The organism is Agrobacterium pusense (genome assembly GCF_900102105.1).
GTDB lineage: Bacteria > Pseudomonadota > Alphaproteobacteria > Rhizobiales > Rhizobiaceae > Agrobacterium > Agrobacterium pusense.
Genome location: NZ_FNBB01000005.1, coordinates 62,935 through 83,239 on the forward strand (window position 1 = coordinate 62,935; position 20,305 = coordinate 83,239).

Below are 20,305 nucleotides of genomic sequence, written 5' to 3' on the forward strand. Positions count from 1 at the left end.
TACGCTCTTGTGTCTTTCTCCGCAGAGCCTTGACATTTCTGCGGGAGAGAACTGGCCATGCACCAGTCTCTCACCCATAAAACCCACCCCAAAAAGCGGCGTTTGACCCAACGGTCGAAATTTCGTGTCAACTTTATTTCTGTCGTTCGTCAGGCATTTGCGCGTGCCTCCGGCAGTCCCTTTGTGCTGGCTCTTCTGGTCGCCCTTGCGATGATGATTGTCTTTACGATCAGGCCGGATATCGATCTTGAAGTAAGCCGGCAATTCTGGGCGGAAGGTTTCACACTCGGCGAGGACGAGTTCCTGATTTCCGTTCGCGATCTGAACCGCAGGCTTCCCTGGGTCTTGCTGTCCGGACTTGTGTGCATGCTTGTCGTAATGCCCTTCTCGCGCGGCTTGCCACGGCTTTTTCCACCACACAGGCTGCTGCTTATTATCGTCTTTTTTGCTCTGGGACCGGGCGCTGCGGTGCATGCCCTGAAAAACCTGTTCGGCAGGGCAAGGCCGCGGCATCTCGCAGAGTTCGGGGGAGAGCTGGTTTTTACACCGGTTCTTTCCCTCGGTGGCAGCTGCACCCGAAACTGCTCTTTTCCTTCCGGTGAAAGCGCTTCCGCAATCGCCCTTCTGGCCTTCATCATTCTCCTGCCAGGGAAATTTCGCCTGATCGGCACCGCGATATTGACGCCGTTCATCGTGATTTTCTCCCTGAACAGGGTGGCGATGGGAGCTCATTTCCTCTCGGATGTCCTGATTGCATGGCCTTTGATGTTTGCGGTATTTCTACTGCTCCATCGGCCGTTCATCAACAATCGGCGTGCGATCGACGCGACTTTTTCGCGCAAGAGCGATGGTGCGCGGCGCTCCGCCGAAACAAGACCGTTTGCCGAACAATAACGCCCGTCGGGCATCCGACCGCTAATATCAAAAGGGCAGCGGAAACCGCTGCCCCTTCCGTTTCTTCTGCGCAGATGATGGCAGCCTTATTTCACCTTTGCGACGACAAGCTTGCCGTCGGCGCGTTCGGCGATGAACTCGATATTGGCGCCTTCCTTGAGCTTGCCGAGCATCGCATCGTCCTTGACGCGGAACACCATGGTCATGGCTGGCATGTCGAGGTTCTTCAGTTCTTCATGGATGATCGTGACCTTCTTGGCGGCAGCATCGACTTTCTTGACTGTTCCCTTGGTGAATTCCTCTGCAAATGCGCTGAATGGAGCGGTGAGTAGAAGTGCGGCTGCGACGGTGATCTTAATGACGGTCTTCATGGTGAGATTCCTTCGGTCGTGGGTTACTTGGCGGATACTTTGAGATCGCCGCGCATGCCGGCCTCGTAATGTCCGGGTTTCAGGCAGGCGAATTCGAACATGCCGTCATTGGTGAATTTCCAGATGATTTCGCCGCTTTCTCCCGGCGCGAGGGTGATAGCATTCGGGTTGTCGTGTTCCATCTCCGGCACCTTGGCCATTGCAGCCTTGTGCTCCAGATTGGCTTTCTGCTCGTCCATGATGAATTCATGGTCCAGCTCGCCGGCATTCTTGACAGCGAAGCGAACCGTCTTGCCCTTCCTGAATTCGAATTTGGCGGGCGTGAACAGCATCTTGCCATCGGGTGTCTCTTTCATCGTCACCTGAATGGTCTGGGTCACCTTTGCCTTGTCGCCCGGTTCGCCCACCGCCATCGCTTCATGGCCGCCGCCGTGGGTGCCGGATGCGAGCGCTGGCGTGGCAAGAGTGGTGAGAAGCAGTGCAATTTTCAGTCTGGTCATGTCATTGTTCCTTGGTTTGTAAGGGTGGGTCATATTCAGCCGTGTTTCATCGGATGCGGCGTGATCTGCGTTTTGGGGTCGGTGTTTTTTTGGCTGTCCGGCAATTCGCCGGTCCACTCCCAGGCCTGCGTGCCGGGCGGATTTTCGTACCAGCCGGGGTCTGCGTAATCGCCCGCGGAAATGCCTTCGCGAACCTTCACGACAGAGAACATTCCGCCCATTTCGATCGGGCCGTGCGGGCCCCACCCCGTCATCATCGGAACGGTATTTTCGGGGATTTCCATTTCCATCGCGCCCATATCCGCCATGCCGGCGGTGCCCATCGGCATATATTCCGGCCGGACCTTGCGGATCTTTTCGGTGACGCTTTTTTTGTCGACGCCGATGAAGGTGGGGACGTCATGTCCCATGGCGTTCATCGTATGGTGTGACTTGTGGCAATGGATCGCCCAGTCGCCGACATATTTGGCGTCGAATTCATAAGCCCGCATGGCGCCGACGGGAATATCGATGCTGACCTCCGGCCAGCGCGCCTCCGGCCGCACCCAGCCGCCATCCGTGCAGGTCACCTCGAAATCGTAACCGTGCATGTGGATCGGATGGTTGGTCATGGTCAGGTTACCGACACGCACGCGCACCCGGTCGTCCCTGGAAACCACCAGCGGATCGATGCCCGGAAACACCCGGCTGTTCCATGCCCAAAGATTGAAATCCGTCATCGTCATGATTTTGGGGACGGAGGTGCCGGGATTGATGTCGAAGGCGTTGAGCAGGAACACAAAATCGCGGTCCACCGGCATGAAGGTGGGGTCCTTCGGATGGACAACGAAGAAGCCCATCATGCCCATCGCCATCTGCACCATCTCGTCCGAATGCGGGTGGTACATGAAGGTGCCCGACTTCAAGAGGTCGAACTCGTAGACGAAGGTCTTGCCGACGGGGATATGCGGCTGCGACAGTCCACCCACCCCGTCCATGCCCGATGGCAGGATCATGCCGTGCCAGTGGATCGTCGTATGTTCCGGCAGCTTGTTGGTAACAAAAATGCGCACCCGGTCGCCTTCCACGACCTCGATGGTGGGGCCCGGTGACTGGCCGTTGTAACCCCATAGACGGGCAGTCATGCCCTCGGCCATTTCGCGTTCCACCGGCTCGGCGACAAGGTGGAATTCCTTGACGCCATTGTTCATCCGGAAGGGCAGGGTCCAGCCATTCAAGGTGACGACCGGATTATAATCGGGACCGGCGGTGGGCTTTACCGGCGCCTGCGTTGCCGCCGTTTCCATCACTGCCGCTTCCGGCAGGCTGCTGTTCGAGGTTTTCGCCCAGGCCGCCGAGGAGACCATAGCGGCGCTGACGCCCAGAAGTTGTCTTCTATTGAACATGGTCTTTCCCTTTCTCAATGTCCGCCACCACCGCCGCCGGAAGCGGCGGCAACCTCGGTCTCTCCGCCAGACGCGCCTGCGCCGCCGCCATAAATGGCAGGGGCGAGGCCGGCTTCGGCGAGCCAGAAGTCGCGTTTGGCATTGATGGCCAGCAGGTTTGAATTGACCTTCTCGCGGCTGTCGGCCAGCAGCTCGAAGGTGTTGGTGAGCATGCCGTTATAGGTCAGCAGCGACTCTTCCTCGATCTTGGTGCGCAGGGGCACCACGCTGTTGCGGTAATGCCGGGCGATATCGTAATTCGAGCGATAGGCCTGATAGGCCGAGCGGGCCTCCGAGCGGATATTGACCGCCTTTTCCGCCAGCAGATTGGCTGCACGCATATAAGCGAGCTCGGATTCCCGCATGCGCGCCTGGCCGGAATCGAAGATCGGAATGACGAATTCCAGTTCCGCGTTGCCGGTCGTCTGTTTGTGCTTTTCGCCGTCTTCCAGCTCGCGCTCGGTCTCGAAACCGGAGCGCAACTCGAGATCGGTGACATAGCGGGTGGCTTCCGTGAGCTTGAAGGAGCGCGCAGTCGCCTCAAGATCGAGTTTTGCCGTCTGCAGATCGACGCGGCGTTGCAGCGCCTCCGCCTCGATCATGTCACGCTTGGCGAGTGTTTTTGGAAGCTGCGGCAGGCGGTTGGGAATGGCGTATTCAATATCCGCTCCCCATAGACCCATCAGCCGCGTCAGTTCTTCCTTGGCAAGGCGGGCTTCAAGCCGCGCCCTGGCGATCTGGCCTGTCAACTCGGCATAAAACACCTGCTCGCGGGCCTGGCCTTCCTTATTGAGCGAGCCCGCCTCGCCAAGCTTCTTAGCGAGTTCAGAGGCGGCGTCCGCCGCGGTCTGCGCCTGCGCCAGTTGGCCGACATTTTCGAGGGCGGCAACGGCGTTGATCCACGCCCGGCGCGTATCTGCCGCCAGTTGCAGCGTTTTCAGCGCGGCGGCAAGCTGCGCCTTGCGGAAGTTGGTATCGGCAATCGCCACATTCTGCTTGAGGGTGGCGAGTGCCAGGATATTGGTGACGACCACACCCTCGATTGACTTATAGGCCCTGAGGCCGGGGGTGCCGATCCCCGTGAGCCCGATGCCGACCCGCGGATTGACCAGCATGGTCGATTGCCAGGCGGTGGCAGCGGCTTCCCCCACATCGGCATAGGCCGCCTGCAGGCCCTTGTTGTTCAGCAGCGCAACCTGTACGGCGGTTTCGGCATCAAGGACCTTGCTGGCCGCCATCAGCGTTTTGACGCGGGCTTGTGTTGCCTGCGCTTCGACCCGGTTCTGCACCCAGATGGCCTGTTTTCCGGTCGCTTCCGATGTCTTTGCCGAAACATTGATGAACCCAGCATCTGACGCCGCATATTGTGCGGCCGAGACACAGCCACTGAGAAAAAGCGGCATGGATAGAACGGCTGCCAGTTTTGCGCCGAGTTTGAATGCACGTGGTGTCATGATGCGTCTCCTTTTGGAGCCTGCGCATCGTTCTGGTCACGCCAGGGTTTGGGATCGACCGGCATGCGGGCCGTGTAAGCCGAGACCGGGCTTTGGTAGCTGAGGGGGGCGACGGCAAGCGTCGGGTTTGCCGCGTCGTCATAGGAGGCGGCGTCATTCATCATCGATGTGGCTGTGCAGCCGCCCAGAAGCAGGGGCGCCGCAACCACAATATAAATTGGGTTCATGGGTCGTTTCCGAACAGGAGATGTAACGGCGTAGCGGCGTTACAGCCGCTCACGCACGGTCATTGCCCAAAGGCGGGCTTTGCCTGTTCAGATATTCGGGGGGCGGTGAAGAAGCGGGGTCTGCCCCAGCGCCTTGCTGTCGTCGAGGAAGGAGCGGATGCCGCTGACGACGGGCGTGCCGACTGTGCCGTGATCGATCAGAACCGCCATGCCGAGACAGAAATCGCCGCAGCATTGTGGCTTCGCGGTTTTTTTGACACCACCGTCCTCGTCGGACATTCCCTGCAGGTCCTGGACGCCGTGGCGACCATGAGTGTCGGACATCATCGCCGAGCCGCCATGATCCATCATCTTGCCGTGATCCATCGTGGCGGATTGAGCGTGTTGCATTCCGCCGGCGTCGGGACCATGCATTGCGGCATTCACGGTGGAAACGCTGTAGCCAGCCAGTGATAGGATCATCACCAGTCTAAACATAAGGGCCAGCAATTTCGATGCTCGCAACGTTTCACGCATGGCCTTTAGAAAAGCCGCTGTCCCGTGATTTGTCAATGGATATGGTTCATAACCATTGATGAAAACCTTGACGTGAAGCTGATCGCCCATCCGATTTCATGCGAAAGACCACAGCCTGATGCGGCCCTTTCGCCGACGATGCAGGTAATATCGGCCTCGGCGATGAATTCGGGAGGAGGCAGCGCAAAGCGGCTCCGTCGCAGAAAATGCGGGCTCAGAAATGGATGATGGTGTGCATGGCACTGTCATCCCCCGCGCCGCCGGCGGTCTATTCTTCCGTCGGGCGAAATCGAAGATGGATGAGCGGATAGGGCCGCCCCTGTCCGTCGAGATCGGAGCGTCCCGTCGGCTTGAAGCCCAGCCGGCGATAAAAGCCCAGTGCTTCGCCGTTTTGCTCGTTAACGTCGGTTGTCAGTGCCGGGTGAAGCGCAAGCGCACTTTCCACCAGGGCCTTGCCGATGCCTTTGCCGTGATGGTCCGGATCGATGAACAGCGCCTCCAGATGGCCTTCATGCAGAAACATGAAACCCAGGGCGCGGTCTGTTTCGTCGACGGCAAGCGTCAACGGCGCCTGCGGCAAAAATGCCCTGACTTCGTCGCCGATCGCAACGCGATCCTGCCGAAGTAGAAAGCCATGGGTTGCGTCAACGGCCCTGCTCCATATGTCGAGGATGCGCGCCGCGTCGCCATTGGTGGAGGTGCGAAGTGATATCATTCCCGAGCTTTAGCAATTCGGACGGTTTCGCGCCATGGGCCTGCTCGATCTTTTCGTGCGCAAATATGTGGGGAATTGCCACCCTCGAAATGCGGCCTGTCTGTCCCGCTCGGTCGTGTCTGCATTTCGCGTCGAAAAAACTCTCAAGAAAAAAGTGCTTGCAAAATGCCATCGGAAAAAAATAGATAAAAACAAGTTCTATCTATTTATTTAAAGGATTGGGAGTGACGTATGGATCAGATGGCGCTGCGGACTGACCAAAAACCGGTTGCTTTGAGCGATGCTGAGCCGAATTCCGCCAACGAAGAGGCGAAAATTATCTATAATTTACCCTTCAACGATCTGTTGTTTCGAGCGCAGCAGGTGCACCGGCGTCATTTCGATGCCAATACAATCCAGATGAGCCGGCTTATTTCGATCAAAACGGGCGGCTGCCCCGAAGATTGCAGTTACTGCAGTCAGTCCGCCCGAAATCCGACCGGTCTGAAGGCTTCCAAACTCATGGAAGTCGAGCGGGTACTGGCGGAGGCGCGCAAGGCAAAAGAGGGTGGGGCGACGCGTTATTGCATGGGCGCGGCCTGGCGTAATCCCAAGGAGCGCGACATGGAGGCTGTTGTCGCCATGGTCGAAGGCGTGAAGGCGCTTGGCATGGAAACCTGCATGACGCTTGGCATGCTGACGCCGGAGCAATCCGAGCGGCTGGCCGATGCCGGGCTGGATTATTATAATCACAACGTTGATACGTCAGAGCGGTTTTATTCCGAGATCATTACGACCCGCACCTTCGAGGACCGGCTGGCGACGCTCGCCAATGTCCGCGATGCCGGCATCAAAGTCTGTGCCGGCGGCATTCTCGGCATGGGGGAGACGGTCGAAGACCGGATTTCGATGCTGGTGACGCTCGCCAACCTTCCGGCTCCGCCGGAAAGCGTTCCGATCAACATGCTGATCCCGATCCCCGGCTCGAAACTGGCCAATGCCGATCCTGTCGATCCGATCGAATTCGTCCGCACCATCGCGCTTGCCCGCATCCTGATGCCGCGTTCGCATGTAAGGCTTTCTGCCGGGCGTACCGAGATGAGCGATGAGACGCAGGCGCTCTGTTTCCTGGCCGGCGCCAATTCCATCTTCATCGGCGAAACGCTGCTGACGGCGGATAATCCGGGGGAAGATCACGATACGGCGCTCTTCCGCCGACTCGGCCTCAAGCCAATGGAATTGCCGCCTGTGGAAGCAGGAGGCTGCCGGTGAACCTCGCGGCGCTCTCCCCCTATGAGGCGAAGCTTGCTGGCCTCAGCCGCAAATCGCGGCTTCGTGCGCTTGCACCGCGCGAGGGGGTCGATTTCACTTCGAACGATTATCTCGGCCTTGCCGAAGCGCCGCGCCTGAAGGCGGCAATCGTTGATGCCATGGCAAGAGGCGTGCCGGTGGGCGCCGGTGGCTCGCGATTGCTGCGTGGCAATCACCCCGAACACGAGGCGTTGGAAGCGGAAGCGGCGGCGTTCTTCGGGGCCGAAAAAGCGATCTATTTCAGCAGTGGTTTTGCCGCCAATGTCGCACTTTTTTCCACCCTGCCAATGCGGGACGATCTTGTCCTACATGATGCCCTGATCCATGCCAGCGTGCATGATGGCATTGCGGCGGGAAAGGCCAAGGCGGTGGCTGAGCCGCATAATGAGGTCGAGGCATTCGAGCGGGAAATAATCCGCTGGCGGCAGGCGGGCGGTAAGGGGCGACCATGGATCGCTGTCGAAAGCTTTTATTCCATGGATGGCGATTGCGCGCCGCTCGCGGCGCTTGCCGATCTTGCCGAACGGCATGGTGGTTTTCTGGTTGTCGATGAAGCTCATGCCACCGGCGTCTTCGGCCCCGGTGGGCGTGGACTTGCTGCGGCACTGGAAGGCCGTGGCAATGTGGTGGCGCTTCACACCTGCGGCAAGGCGCTCGGGGCCTCCGGCGCGCTTTTGAGCCTGCCTGCGGTTCTTGCCGATTATCTCGTCAACCGCGCCCGCGGGTTCATCTATTCCACCGCCCCTTCGCCGCTGATGGCGGCGGCGGTGCGGGAAGCCCTGCGCGTCGTCGCGGACGAGCCCTGGCGGCGGTCGCGACTGGCAGAACTGGTCAGTTTTACCGGCGAGGAGTTACAGCGCCAACTCGGCGTGGCGCCAAGCGGTTCACAGATCCTTCCGGTGATGATCGGCGACAATGCACGCTCGCTGAAGATTGCCGCGCGGCTGCGGCAAGGGGGCTTCGATGTGCGGGCGATCCGCCCGCCGACGGTGCCGGAAGGCACGGCGCGGCTGCGCATCGCCATCACGCTCAATGTGGAGGAAAGCCAGATTGCCGCTATGATCGGGTTGCTTGCCCTCTCGTTGCGGGAGGACGCGGCGTGAGTCTCCGTTTTGTCATCTCTGGCACCGATACCGGCATCGGCAAGACGGTTTTTGCCGCAGCGCTTACCCATGCCCTCAAGGCTCATTACTGGAAGCCCGTGCAGTCAGGGCTTGAGGAAGAAACCGACAGCGAGACGGTGGCAAGGCTTGCCGGCGTCGCGCCTACGCGCATCCTGCCGGAAGCCTATCGGTTGAAGACGCCTGCCTCGCCGCATCTTTCGGCTCGTCTCGACAATTCCACGATCGATCCCGCATTTTTACAGCCGCCGCGGCTGGATGGACCGCTTGTCATCGAAGGCGCAGGCGGGCTTCTGGTACCGCTGACTGAGAGCGTGCTCTTCGTCGATATCTTCGCCCGCTGGCAAATTCCGCTCATTCTGTGCGCCAGAACCGCGCTCGGCACCATCAACCACACGCTGCTGTCGCTCGAGGCGTTGCGGCAACGCGCCATTCCGGTGCAGGGCGTGGTTTTCATCGGTGAGGAAGACAGGGAAAACCAGCGCGTCATTTCGAATATAGGCGCGGTGCGTCCGCTCGGCCGGTTGCCACGCCTGGCGGATCTGACCAGCGACGCGCTGCATCAGGCCTTCGCCCAACACTTCAATCTCGCTGATTTTCTGGAGGCACCGGAATGAGCCGTTCCCCGGTCTGGCATCCCTTCACCCAGCATGGGCTGGAACCGCCGATGAAACATGTGGTCTCGGCGCAAGGGGCGTTTCTGGTGGATGAGGATGGCAATCGCCTGTTCGACGCCATTTCATCCTGGTGGGTCACCACCCACGGGCACCGGCATCCGGCAATCATGGCGGCCATCCGCGCCGCCACCGAGACATTGGACCAGGTTATTTTTGCCGAATTTTCCCATGAGTCCGCTGAGACGCTCGCCCGAGGGCTGATTGAGCTTGCTCCCGCAGGCTTAAACCATGTGTTTTATTCCGACAGCGGCTCGACGGCGGTGGAGGTGGCGCTGAAAATGGCGCTCGGTTATTTCCACAATCGCGGTGAAAAGCGCGACCGTATCGTGGTGATGGAGCATGGCTATCATGGCGATACGATCGGCACCATGTCGACAGGCGAGCGCGGTGTGTTCAATGCCGCCTATGAGCCGCTGCTTTTCGGCGTCGACCGTCTGGCCTTCCCGGAGGCGGACAGCGAGCAGCGCACACTGGATATGTTCGAGGTCTATTGCCGCTCGGGCCGCATTGCCGCCCTGCTGATCGAACCCCTGGTGCTCGGAGCCGGCGGCATGAAGATCTATGGCGCCCATGTTCTTGCCGGGCTGAAACAGATAGCCGAACGCCACGGCTGCCTCGTCATCGCCGATGAGGTGATGACCGGTTGGGGCAGGACCGGAACCCTGTTTGCCTGCGAGCAGGCGGCAATTTCGCCGGATATTCTCTGCACCTCCAAAGGGCTCACAGGCGGTTCCCTGCCGCTGGCGGCAACGCTGTGCAGCGCAGAGATTTTCGATGCGCATTTTTCGACCGACCGTCGCAAAACCTTTTTCCATTCGAGCTCCTATACGGCCAATCCGATCGCCTGCGCCGCTGCCGTCGCCAATCTTCAGGTCTGGCGGGATGAACCGGTTCTCCAGCGCATCGGGCAGGTGCAACAGGCGCTGGGCGATAATATCGGGCGATTTGCAGATGATGGCCGTTTCGCCAATATCCGGCAGGCGGGCACCATCGCCGCGCTCGATCTTGTGGTGCCTGCTGGGGGGTATCTTTCCGCAGCGGGGCCACGCATGCGCCAGTTGTTCCGCGAGCGCGGTTTCCTCATCCGCCCGCTCGGCAACGTACTTTACCTGATGCCGCCGTATTGTTCGACGCCTGACGACCTGACACGCGCCTTTGACGTCATCGGTGAGGTTGCCGGGATCGTTACTCAGGCTGCACCGGTAAATTCGCGCGCCGCCGGGAGCTAGAAATGGAGATGCCAGGACCGTTGCGAAAGTCATGACAATGCAGACACGCTCTTCCCGTATGGCTGGTTTCGGCCATGCCGTTCCTGCCCGTTGCGTCGGCAATGCCGAAATAGAGGCCAACCTCGGGTTGGAGGCCGGCTGGATCGAACGGCGCACCGGCATTCGCTCCCGTTATTGGGCAGAGAAGGACGACACGCTGAGTGGCCTTGCGGAAAAGGCGGGCCGGATGGCGCTGGCGGATGCCAAGATCGATCCCGATAACATTGCGCTTACGCTGCTTGCGACCTCCACGCCGGACCATCTTCTGCCGCCTTCCGCGCCGCTGCTGGCACGCAGGCTCGGTTTGACGCGCTCCGGTGCGATCGATCTTGCTGGCGCCTGTTCCGGTTTTCTTTATGCGCTCACCCTCGCGGATGGTTTTGTCCGTACCCATGGCCGCGCCGTCCTTGTTGTCGCGGCCAATATTCTCAGCCGTCGCATCAATCCGGCGGAAAGGGCGAGCGCCGTCCTGTTTGCCGATGCCGCCGGCGCTGTGGTGCTCACCCCTTGCCCTGAGGCGAAACGCGGGCTGTTGTCGGCCGATCTCGTTGCCGATGGAAGCGGTTACGATCTCATCCAGATTGCGGCAGGCGGCAGCAGCCGGCCCTTTTGCGCTGATATGTCCGCCGAAGATGCCCTGATGACGATGCGCGATGGCCGGGAGGTTTTCTCCCGCGCCGTGGCGCTGATGAGCGAGACCTCACAGCGCGTGCTGGAAGAGGCGGAACTGACCGCAGCCGATATCGGCCGTTTCGTACCGCATCAGGCCAATGCCCGCATGTTTGATGCCGTCTGTGGCAATCTTGGTATCGAGCGGGGAAAGACGGTTCGCACCATAGAAAGCTTCGGCAATTCGTCCGCCGCCACCATCCCGCTTTCGCTGTCCATGACCAACAGCGGACGACCTTTCGCGAGCGGCGAAAATCTGCTTCTGACGGCAGCCGGCGCGGGCATGACGGGCGGAGCGGTTGTTTATCGCATCTAACCCCGCGGCGGCCTTCAGCGCCAGAACACGAGCGCCATGCCGATAACGACAAGAGCGGCTCCCACCCACGCACCAGATGCGGGCCGCTCCCCGGTTCTAAGCCAGAGCAATGGCAGGATGATGACCGGCGTGGTGGCCGAAAGTGTGGAGACAATGCCGACCTTTCCGCCAGAAAGCGCAAACAGCAGCAGCGTCATGCCGAAGCCGAGCGCGATCGTGCCGGTCAGCGCCGTCTGGAGGAAAATGCTGCCCGTCAATGGCCCCTTGGGTTTTACGGCCTTGATGGGGAGCATTGTCAACATCGTAAGGCAGATTGCGGCGACGCCCACCCGCAGCATGGATGCGGCGATGGGATCGATACCTGCTGCCATCACAGGCCTCGCGATCAGCGAGCCAACGGCTTGGCTGAGAGCTGCGAGAAGGCCGACGAGGACGCCGAGCCAGAGCGGTCCCTTCACGCTTTCCCATGCGTGCAGCTGCGACTTGCGCTTGCCGAAAAGGATGGCCAGCAGAACGCCCGCAAGGGTGAGGCCTATACCGGCTATGGCTGTCACGGAAAGCTGTTCCCCGAGAACAGCCCAGCCAAGCACGGCGGAGATGGGAGCGTTGAGCGCAAACAGGATTCCGGAGCGGCGTGGCCCCAGCCGGTTGAGGCAGGTGAAAAGCAGCGTGTCGCCAACGAAGATGCCGATGAAGCCGGAAAGCAACAGCGCCCACAGCGCATCCGGTTGCAGGTCCCGCCAGGTTCCTGAAGCGAGGACGTAAAGACCGAGCACCGAGGCGACAAAAAGCTGCCTTGTCCTGTTGAAGGCAAGCGCACCAAGATGCCCCGCCGGGCGGGCGGCGAGCAGTCCCGTTATCGCCCAGCAGGTTGCAGCGCCCACGGCGGCCAGTTCATAGAGTACCATCTCGTTCCACTGCTCCGCGGGCTTTTCTTATTAACCCGCCCCCATCATGCGTGCTTGCGCGCCCACCGCAGGTTCTGCGTTTGCCCGCCATAACCATAGGTGTCGCCATCCACGGCGTGAACCAGCACATAGCTTGCTTCGTGCACGGGGCCAAGCAGCCTGTTCATCTCTTCATAAACACGGCGTACCCATTCGGTCGTCTCGTCCTTGATGTTTGTGTGATCGGTAATCGAAACCTCGACATAAAATGTGCCGACCTTCTGTTCGGCGACGCTCGATCCGGCGATGATCCAGTCGGCGGGATCGGCACTTTCGACGAGAACGGCGGTAACCGCCGGGTCTTTGTGCAGGATGTCCGCAGTCAACCGGGACAGGAGAGCGGCGATTTCCAGCTTCGGATCGTCAGCGTCTTGAGGTTTGGTGTAGCGGGTTTTGATCATGGGCATGGTGTTTCTCCTTGTTGCCGAAAACCACCTTGCGTAAATTTCATCATAATGAGAAGATAATGAATAATATTCTATTCATAGCGATTTTATATGATTGACCTTGAAAGCGTCCGCCTCTTCATTTTCGCCGTTGAACTGGGCAGCCTGACTAGGGCGGCCGAGGCTGCGGGAACCGTGCAGCCCGTCGTCAGCCAGAAGCTGAAGATGCTGGAGCAGCGTCTCGGCAGACGGTTGATCGACCGCTCGCCACGCCACCTTCGGCTGACGGAGGATGGGCAGGTGTTTCTGCCGAAGGCCCGCGAGCTGCTGGCCAAACATGAGGATGCGCTGAACTTCAGTGACGAGCCACCGTTGCACTTTGCACTGGCGGCCAGCGATCACGCGATCGGGACCCGCCTTTCGGCGGCGATAAGAGCAATGCGCGCGTCGCTGCCGGCTAATGCTGTGATTGATGTGACCTTGGGTTTTTCCCGGCAGGTGAAGGAAAACTTCGCTTCCGGACTGGCCGATGCCGCAATCATCCGTCGCAATGGCGGCGGGTCCGATGGCGAAGTGCTGCGCACTGACAGGCTGGGATGGCGTGTGGCCCCGGACTGGCGACCGCGCACCAACAGCGCCGTTCCGCTTGTCTCTCTTGGGGCGGGGTGTGGTGTCCGGGATATTGCGATAGCCGAGCTCGGAAAGGCTGGCGTCGCCTGGCGCGATGCATTCACCGCTGGAAGCTGTTCTGCGCTTCTGGAAGGAGTGCTTGCCGGCGCAGGCATCGCAGCCCTCGGCGAGATCAGCGCGCGAGGCTTGCCGGATCGCGGCCCCGAGCTGGGCCTGCCACCGTTGCCAATCTCTGACATCGTGCTTCTTTCCCGCGCGCGTACACCGGCCCACGCCTCAGCCATCAGGGCGCTCGCCGCCGCGATATCGGCCGCGGGTGAGTAGCGTCGGAATGATATCTGCTACGAGACAAAAATCGAGGATGTAAAGGGAGTTAAGGTGTTGGCTGGGGAACCTGGATTCGAACCAAGATCGACGGAGTCAGAGTCCGCTGTTCTACCATTGAACTATTCCCCAAAAGCCTGAAACGCGTTGTCGCGTTCGCTTTGGTGGGTCGTCATATAGATGATTTATTCCGGGGCGCAAGTCGAAAAAATCGAAAAATGCGTTTTATCCTGCTTTTGCCTTTCGTCTCTGTGTCAGAGCCTTGCGCGGGTGGAACGCGGGGTGGAGAGCAGCAGGCTGGTCTCGCTGCCGGTAATCCCGGGCACGAGGCGGATGCGGCGGAGCACGGCGTCGAAATCGCTAAGTGTCGCGGCATTCAGTTCCACGATCAGATCCCAGCGGCCGTTGGTGGTGTGGATTTCGGAGATTTCCGGAAAGCCGCCGAGCGTGCGGATGACGCGGTCCGTCACATGGCCTTCGATCTCGATCATCATGATGCCGCGGATTGCGGCTTCAACGGCGTCGGCGCGCAGGATAACGGTATAACCGATGATCGTACCGTCATTTTCCATTCTTTCGACGCGCGAGCGAACCGTCGCGCGCGAGGTTTCAGTCTCCACGGCCAGGTCGGAGATGCTGCGCCGGCCATTATGCCGAAGAAGGGTGATGAGGCGTTCGTCGAGTTTGTCCATACCTGCCATTTCGATAAAATGATTTTACCAAAACGGTAGCTTATTTCGATAATATTGCCAATCTTTGATGTTCGTTCTGCCATGTTTCCGTGGTCTAGTGGAGTTATCGGTCGGGAAAATGAGGACGGGAATGGATATCAGGCTTGTTGGTGCGCCGTTGCAGATCGGGGCCGGGCAATTGGGATGCGAAATGGGGCCGAGCGCCTATCGCGTCGCGGGGCTTGCCCATGCCCTCGAAGAGCTGGGGCATCGGGTGGTGGATACGGGCAATGTGATGCCCGCGCCGCTTCGGGAATTTTGCCATCCGAATCCTGCCGTACACCATCTTTCCGAGACAGTGGCCTGGACAGAGGCGCTGACGGAAGCGGCCTATCGCGGAAGCGCGGACGCCGTGCCGATCTTCCTCGGCGGCGACCATGCGATTTCGGCGGGGACGGTTGCCGGCATGGCGCGCCGCGTGGCTGAGACGGGTCGGCCATTCTTCGTCCTCTGGCTCGATGCTCATACAGATTATCACACCCTTGAAACCACACGCAGCGGCAATCTGCATGGCACGCCGGTCGCCTATTTCAGCGGGCGTGACGGTTTTTCCGGTTATTTCCCGCCGCTTTCCCATGCTGTTCCGGAAGAGAATATCGGCATGATCGGCATCCGCAGCGTCGACCCTGCCGAGAGGGCCGCTCTGGAAAAAAGCGGCATCACCGTTCACGACATGCGTTCGATTGACGAGCATGGCGTTGCCGTGCTGCTGCGTGAATTCCTAGCGCGGGTTCAGGCGGCAAACGGGCTTTTGCATGTCAGCCTCGATGTCGATTTTCTGGAGCCGTCCATCGCACCGGCTGTCGGCACCACGGTGCCGGGCGGCGCGACATTCCGCGAAGCCCATCTTGTCATGGAGATGCTGCATGACAGCGGGCTGGTCTGCAGCCTCGATCTCGTGGAACTCAATCCGTTTCTCGATGAGCGCGGCAGGACCGCGACGCTGATGGTGGATCTTGCCACCAGCCTGATGGGCAAGCGGGTCATGGACCGTCCGACGCGGGCCGGCTGAAAGGGGTGATGTGATGACCGTGATACCAAACCTCAATATCGTGCCTTTCGTCAGCGTCGATCACATGATGAAGCTGGTGCTCAAGGTGGGCATCGACACGTTCCTGCGTGAGCTCGCCGATGTGGTGGAGGAGGATTTCCGTCGCTGGCAAAGCTTCGACAAGACCCCGCGCATCGCCTCCCATTCGACGGAGGGTGTCATCGAGCTGATGCCGACCAGCGATGGCACGCTTTACGGCTTCAAATATGTCAACGGCCACCCGAAGAACATGAAGGAAGGCCGCCAGACCGTGACGGCCTTCGGCGTGCTTTCCGATGTCGGCAATGGTTATCCGCTGCTTCTGACCGAAATGACGATCCTGACCGCGCTGCGCACTGCCGCCACCTCCGCCGTCGCGGCGAAATATCTCGCCCGCCAAAACGCCCGTTCCATGGCCATTATCGGCAATGGCGCACAGAGCGAATTCCAGGCGCGGGCGTTCAAGGCCATTCTCGGCATCGATACGTTGCGGCTGTTTGACATCGACCGCTCCGCCAGCGAGAAATGCGCCCGCAATCTCGCCGGGCAGGGCTTTGCCATCAAGATCTGCGACAGTGCGGAAGAAGTGGTGGAAGGCGCGGATATCGTCACGACGGTCACTGCCGACAAGCAATATGCGACGATCCTGACTGACAACATGGTCGGCCCCGGCATCCACATCAACGCTGTTGGCGGGGATTGTCCCGGCAAGACGGAATTGCACCGGGATATTCTGTTGCGATCCGACATTTTTGTCGAATATCCGCCGCAGACGCGTATTGAGGGCGAAATTCAGCAATTGCCTCCGGATTACCCCGTTACCGAGCTGTGGCGGGTCATAACGGGTGAACAGCAAGGCCGGGCAAACGACAGGCAGATCACACTGTTCGACAGCGTGGGTTTCGCGACTGAAGATTTTTCGGCGCTGCGTTATGTACGCTCAAAACTGCCGTCCACCGGGCTCTATACGGAGTTGGACCTGCTGGCGGATCCGGATGAGCCGCGGGATCTTTTCGGCATGCTGCTGCGCTGCGAGGCGGCTCTCGTCTAGGCCGGCTCCGGCCGGCAAGCATATCAGCCTTGCCGGCGACCCTTCCGTGCGGTCATGTGTTCCCGCCAGATGGTGAAAAGACCGGCTGCTATGACGATGGCCGCGCCGATCACCATATTGGAAGTCACGACCTCGCCATAGATGGTGACGCCGATGATGGAGACGAGCACGAGCTGGTAATAGGAAAAAGGCTGCACGGAAGCCGCATCCGCCAGTTCGAAGGCTTTAATCAGGCAGTAATGGCCGCTCATGCCGGTAATGCACAGGGCCAGCATCCATCCCCAGTCATGGGGCGCCAGACTGACCCAATAAAACGGGCCAACCAGCGTCAGGGCGGCCGCGCCCGCCACGCCGGTATAAAAGAAGCTTGTCATGGCCGTATCGCTCCGGCTGCCGAGCCGCGTCAGCACACCATAAAGCGCCAGCATGAATGCGGCGACGAAGGTGATCAGCAGGCTCTTGTCGAAACCTTCGCCATCGGGTTTGAGAATAACGAGAACGCCGATGAAACCGACAAAAATAGCGCACCAGCGCCGCCAGCCCACTTTTTCTCCCAGCAGCGGCACGGAAAGCGCCGCGACGATGAGCGGGGCGGAAGCGATGATGGAATGGCTGTGGGCAAGGCCGACGATTGCGAAGGAGAAAATCGAAAAGACGATCTGTATGGCAAGGAGGACACCACGGCTGATCTGCAGCCAGGGGCGATTGGCGATGGCGGCACCGCGAATGCCGCCTGAAGACTTTGCCGCCATCAGCAGAACGAAAACGGCAAAGGCCCAATAGCGCAACATGGCGACGAAGACCGGTGGGTAGGCGCTGCCCAGATGTTTCGATATGCCATCCTGCGCCGCAAAGATCGTGAAGGCGACAAGCGCATAAAGAAAACCGGTCTTGGCTGATGGCATGGAAAAACCGCTGTCCGGAGTTTGCCGGCAAAAAAAGGATTCGGCGTGAATGAGATGGATATGGCCATATGTTATGGCCGCACCTTGTCAGACAACCTTATTTTCCGAATAGCAGCCATGCAAGCCCGGAAGCAGCCTGTTGTGGATTTGAGCGCCGCGGATCAATGTGGATCTGGACGATGTGCCCGATATGCCCGCTGGCGAGGCCTTGGGAAAGGCACGGCTGTCCGCCGTCGACAATTGCGCGGCGGACAGAGAGTTCGGCAGGACGCGCGGCGCTACGGCCGCTACCTCAGGCGATCGTCACGACCGTTTTCGACGTTGCGGATTTCAGCGCCGCATCGGCGAGCTTCAGCGCGATCAAACCGTCCTTGATGGATGGAGAGGGCGCGGTGTTATTTTCAATGCTGTCAATGAAAGCAGTGATTTCCGCAGCATAGGCTGCCGTGTAACGCGTCATGAAGAAATCATGCAGCGGTGGCCGGGTGTAGCCATCCGCATTGGCGATTTCGATGGAAACCGGGCGCTGGTTTTCGGCCGCTGCCGAACCGAGCGAACCGTGTACCTCGATGCGCTGGTCGTAACCATAGGTCGCGCGGCGAGAGTTTGAAATAATCGCCTGCCTGCCGCTTTTCGTCGTCAGAACGATGCTGGCGCTGTCGAAATCACCGAGTGCGCCGATCTCCGGATTGACCAGAACGGAACCGGTGGCGAACACGCTTTCCACTTCCTCACCGAGCAGGAAACGGGCCATGTCGAAATCATGAATGGTCATGTCGCGGAAAATGCCGCCGGAAACCTTGATATATTCGGCCGGGGGCGGGCCGGGATCGCGACTGGTGATTGTCACCATTTCGACCTTGCCGATGCGGCCGTCGTCGATCGCCTTGTGAACAGCCTGAAAATGCGGGTCGAAACGCCGGTTGAAACCGAGCATGACCTTCGCACCGGTCTCTTCCACCACCTTGGCGCAGGCTTCCGCGCGGGCAACATCGAGATCAACGGGCTTTTCGCAGAAGATCGCCTTGCCGGCGCGGGCGAAACGCTCGATCAGATCCGCATGGGTGTTGGTCGGCGTGCAGATGATGACCGCGTCGATCGTTTCGTCGGCCAGAACCTCCTCGATCGTGCTGACCATGCAGTGGGCCTCCCGCGCGATTGCTTCCGCAGCGCCGGCCATGGCGTCCACGACAGCCACCAGCTGCGCGCGGCTGTCGGTGGTGATCGCCTTTGCATGGACCTTGCCGATCCGTCCGGCGCCAAGCAGGGCCAATTTCGTAACCATTTTTCCTCCGGTTCCTTCACGCGTCCGCCCGTCACTCCCGGACAGGCAGAATATGAATGCAAACAATGTTTCGATATAGAATATATGTTCCATTTTGCTAGATCGACAGGCATGGCGTGTCAAGCGATTTGACGTCGCGCAGGGTAGCCGAAATCACGGCTCCGGAGGGTGTCGGGGAGATGCCGTTCGGCTTAAAATGGGCCGTTACAAGCTGGGCAGCAGGCGCAGCCCATCAGGCGGCGACGGGCGCCGATGCGGGATTTTGCGGAAGAGCGTAAACTTCGACCGGGGTTTCGAGGCCGCGCAACAGCCAAGGGCCCAGACTTTCGAACCCGGTCTCGTTGCCAGCCATGCGCACGAATTCTTCGGAGAAGAGAACGTTGCGCCCTGTTTCCTTGGTCAGCGTCTCAAGCCGCGATGCGATGTTGACGGCGGGTCCGATGACGGTGAAATCGAGCCGGGTTTTCGAGCCGATATTGCCGTACATGACATCGCCGACGTGAACGCCGATGCCATAACCCAAGGGGTCATGGCCTTTTTGCCGGTTGATCTCATTGAGTGCGATCAGGCTCCGTTGCGCCCTGGCAATGGCCTTCAGGAGGTTTCCGCAAGCATCCGGGTTGCTGAGCGGGAAGATCGCCAGCAGCCCGTCGCCCATGAATTTCAGGATTTCCCCGCCAAATTCCTCGATCGGATCACACATGGCGTCGAAATAACCGTTCAGAAGCTCGATCACATCGTCACGCGGCCATAGATCGGAAATATGGGTAAAATTGCGCAGGTCGCAGATCAGGATTGCTGCTCCCACCGTCATGCCGCTGCCGCGTGTCGTGGCGCCGTTCAGGATCTTTTCGCCCGCATGTGGTCCCACATAGGTTTCCAGAAGGGTGCGTGTCATCCTGTTCTTCAGGCGTATCTCGCTCACCAGCGCGAGCGCGGGCAGGAGGTTTTTCAGCGCGACGATCTCTTCGTCGGAAAAGCCGCCGGGGCGATCGCTGGAAAATGATGCGACGTGGCGTTTGCCAAACGTGTGCTCAATAGGCCAGGCGCAATAATCCGTCAGCCCTTCCGACCGCAGCTCCTCATAGATCGTGTAACCTGTTTCGTCGATGGCGTCGACGTTCAGGCGATGCCGGATTTCGCTGGCGCCCTGGTGAATGTCCCTGATCGGGCTGTTGAGATATTCGGGGGTGTTTTCCGAGCCGTAGCCATAAGTGACGATCTCGGCTTCGGACATGCCGGCTTTCCATAAAATCCGCGCGCCCAGCCATTGCGGATGGCGGATACGGAAAGCCAGAACGCCGCGCGCCACCGAAATTCCGCTTGCCCGCAAGCGGTTGCAAAGCTCCACGAAGATTTCGTCGATGAAGCGTTCGTCCTTGGTGCCGGTGACCAGCCAGTCGAGAGTCTCGGTTTTCTCCGCCGGCCACAATTCAGCCAATGCTGAAGAAACCCGTTCTTCGGTGTCGAGCGTAAATGTCATGGCAGGATTCCGGAGGTTGTTGCTGCTCTCGGCGGGCGGGATACATGTCGAATGTCGCTGAACGTCCCCGCTCGCGAATTGCATGTGGTGC

The 20,305-nt window shown here is 59.8% G+C and carries 22 protein-coding genes and 1 tRNA gene; 9 read left to right on the forward strand and 14 right to left on the reverse strand.

The window, feature by feature from the left end; genetic code table 11:
- Positions 1–183: 183 nt before the first annotated feature.
- Positions 184–894, forward strand: coding sequence for a phosphatase PAP2 family protein (locus BLU28_RS13980; RefSeq protein ID WP_234704085.1), 711 nt, complete (start codon positions 184–186; stop codon positions 892–894).
- Positions 895–980: 86 nt separating this feature from the next.
- Here BLU28_RS13980 and BLU28_RS13985 read toward each other — a convergent pair whose 3' ends face one another.
- The 7 genes from BLU28_RS13985 to BLU28_RS14015 all read right to left on the reverse strand — a co-directional run bounded on the left by BLU28_RS13985 (position 981) and on the right by BLU28_RS14015 (position 6,101).
- Positions 981–1,265 (reverse strand): copper-binding protein, encoded by a 285-nt coding sequence (locus BLU28_RS13985; RefSeq protein ID WP_022563382.1) that lies wholly within the window; start codon positions 1,263–1,265, stop codon positions 981–983.
- Positions 1,266–1,288: 23 nt separating this feature from the next.
- Positions 1,289–1,765, reverse strand: coding sequence for a cupredoxin domain-containing protein (locus BLU28_RS13990; protein WP_022563383.1), 477 nt, complete (start codon positions 1,763–1,765; stop codon positions 1,289–1,291).
- A gap of 35 nt (positions 1,766–1,800) precedes the next feature.
- Positions 1,801–3,150, reverse strand: a complete 1,350-nt coding sequence (locus BLU28_RS13995) for a multicopper oxidase family protein (protein ID WP_022563384.1) — start codon at positions 3,148–3,150, stop codon at positions 1,801–1,803.
- A gap of 14 nt (positions 3,151–3,164) precedes the next feature.
- Positions 3,165–4,643: a TolC family protein gene (locus BLU28_RS14000; protein ID WP_022563385.1), complete on the reverse strand. Its 1,479-nt coding sequence runs from the start codon at positions 4,641–4,643 to the stop codon at positions 3,165–3,167.
- Positions 4,640–4,870, reverse strand: a complete 231-nt coding sequence (locus BLU28_RS14005) for a hypothetical protein (RefSeq protein ID WP_022563386.1) — start codon at positions 4,868–4,870, stop codon at positions 4,640–4,642. The genes BLU28_RS14000 and BLU28_RS14005 overlap by 4 nt, the downstream gene beginning before the upstream one ends.
- A gap of 87 nt (positions 4,871–4,957) precedes the next feature.
- Positions 4,958–5,386, reverse strand: coding sequence for a hypothetical protein (locus BLU28_RS14010; RefSeq protein WP_034500252.1), 429 nt, complete (start codon positions 5,384–5,386; stop codon positions 4,958–4,960).
- Between the two features lie 268 nt (positions 5,387–5,654).
- Positions 5,655–6,101: an acetyltransferase gene (locus tag BLU28_RS14015; protein WP_022563388.1), complete on the reverse strand. Its 447-nt coding sequence runs from the start codon at positions 6,099–6,101 to the stop codon at positions 5,655–5,657.
- 240 nt (positions 6,102–6,341) lie between these two features.
- Between BLU28_RS14015 and bioB the strand changes: the two genes are divergently transcribed.
- The 5 genes from bioB to BLU28_RS14040 are packed head-to-tail and all read left to right on the forward strand — an operon-like array spanning position 6,342 to position 11,442.
- A complete protein-coding gene (bioB, locus tag BLU28_RS14020; protein ID WP_411462475.1) occupies positions 6,342–7,352 on the forward strand; it encodes a biotin synthase BioB in 1,011 nt (336 codons plus the stop codon).
- The gene (locus BLU28_RS14025; protein ID WP_022563391.1) at positions 7,349–8,494 is read left to right on the forward strand and encodes an 8-amino-7-oxononanoate synthase; all 1,146 of its coding nucleotides are present in this window, start codon (positions 7,349–7,351) and stop codon (positions 8,492–8,494) included. Before bioB ends, BLU28_RS14025 begins: the two co-directional genes overlap by 4 nt.
- Positions 8,491–9,129 (forward strand): dethiobiotin synthase, encoded by a 639-nt coding sequence (bioD, locus tag BLU28_RS14030; RefSeq protein WP_022563392.1) that lies wholly within the window; start codon positions 8,491–8,493, stop codon positions 9,127–9,129. Before BLU28_RS14025 ends, bioD begins: the two co-directional genes overlap by 4 nt.
- Complete coding sequence (locus BLU28_RS14035; protein ID WP_022563393.1) at positions 9,126–10,418, forward strand: adenosylmethionine--8-amino-7-oxononanoate transaminase; 1,293 nt, start codon at positions 9,126–9,128, stop codon at positions 10,416–10,418. Before bioD ends, BLU28_RS14035 begins: the two co-directional genes overlap by 4 nt.
- Positions 10,419–10,455: 37 nt before the next feature.
- Complete coding sequence (locus BLU28_RS14040) at positions 10,456–11,442, forward strand: beta-ketoacyl-ACP synthase III (protein ID WP_034500254.1); 987 nt, start codon at positions 10,456–10,458, stop codon at positions 11,440–11,442.
- Positions 11,443–11,456: 14 nt separating this feature from the next.
- On the opposite strand, the gene BLU28_RS14045 is transcribed toward BLU28_RS14040, so the two are convergent.
- Both BLU28_RS14045 and BLU28_RS14050 read right to left on the reverse strand, forming a co-directional pair.
- The gene (locus BLU28_RS14045; RefSeq protein ID WP_022563395.1) at positions 11,457–12,350 is read right to left on the reverse strand and encodes a DMT family transporter; all 894 of its coding nucleotides are present in this window, start codon (positions 12,348–12,350) and stop codon (positions 11,457–11,459) included.
- A gap of 44 nt (positions 12,351–12,394) precedes the next feature.
- Entirely contained in the window at positions 12,395–12,796 is a 402-nt protein-coding gene (locus tag BLU28_RS14050; protein WP_034500184.1) for a tautomerase family protein, read from the reverse strand.
- A 90-nt stretch (positions 12,797–12,886) separates the two neighbouring features.
- On the opposite strand from BLU28_RS14050, the gene BLU28_RS14055 reads away from it, so the two are divergent.
- Positions 12,887–13,729, forward strand: coding sequence for a LysR family transcriptional regulator (locus BLU28_RS14055; protein WP_022563397.1), 843 nt, complete (start codon positions 12,887–12,889; stop codon positions 13,727–13,729).
- Positions 13,730–13,787: 58 nt separating this feature from the next.
- Here the strand turns inward: BLU28_RS14055 and BLU28_RS14060 are convergent.
- Positions 13,788–13,861 (reverse strand) — tRNA-Gln (locus tag BLU28_RS14060).
- A gap of 122 nt (positions 13,862–13,983) precedes the next feature.
- Positions 13,984–14,421, reverse strand: a complete 438-nt coding sequence (locus tag BLU28_RS14065) for an Lrp/AsnC family transcriptional regulator (RefSeq protein ID WP_006698144.1) — start codon at positions 14,419–14,421, stop codon at positions 13,984–13,986.
- Between the two features lie 130 nt (positions 14,422–14,551).
- Between BLU28_RS14065 and rocF the strand changes: the two genes are divergently transcribed.
- Positions 14,552–15,472 (forward strand): arginase, encoded by a 921-nt coding sequence (rocF, locus tag BLU28_RS14070; RefSeq protein WP_022563399.1) that lies wholly within the window; start codon positions 14,552–14,554, stop codon positions 15,470–15,472.
- 13 nt (positions 15,473–15,485) lie between these two features.
- Positions 15,486–16,541, forward strand: a complete 1,056-nt coding sequence (locus BLU28_RS14075; RefSeq protein ID WP_034500187.1) for an ornithine cyclodeaminase — start codon at positions 15,486–15,488, stop codon at positions 16,539–16,541.
- Positions 16,542–16,564: 23 nt separating this feature from the next.
- On the opposite strand, the gene BLU28_RS14080 is transcribed toward BLU28_RS14075, so the two are convergent.
- The 3 genes from BLU28_RS14080 to BLU28_RS14095 form a co-directional block, all read right to left on the reverse strand.
- The gene (locus tag BLU28_RS14080) at positions 16,565–17,446 is read right to left on the reverse strand and encodes a DMT family transporter (RefSeq protein ID WP_022563401.1); all 882 of its coding nucleotides are present in this window, start codon (positions 17,444–17,446) and stop codon (positions 16,565–16,567) included.
- Between the two features lie 292 nt (positions 17,447–17,738).
- Entirely contained in the window at positions 17,739–18,731 is a 993-nt protein-coding gene (iolG, locus tag BLU28_RS14085; protein ID WP_022563402.1) for an inositol 2-dehydrogenase, read from the reverse strand.
- A gap of 232 nt (positions 18,732–18,963) precedes the next feature.
- Complete coding sequence (locus BLU28_RS14095; protein ID WP_022563403.1) at positions 18,964–20,214, reverse strand: adenylate/guanylate cyclase domain-containing protein; 1,251 nt, start codon at positions 20,212–20,214, stop codon at positions 18,964–18,966.
- Positions 20,215–20,305 lie beyond the last annotated feature (91 nt).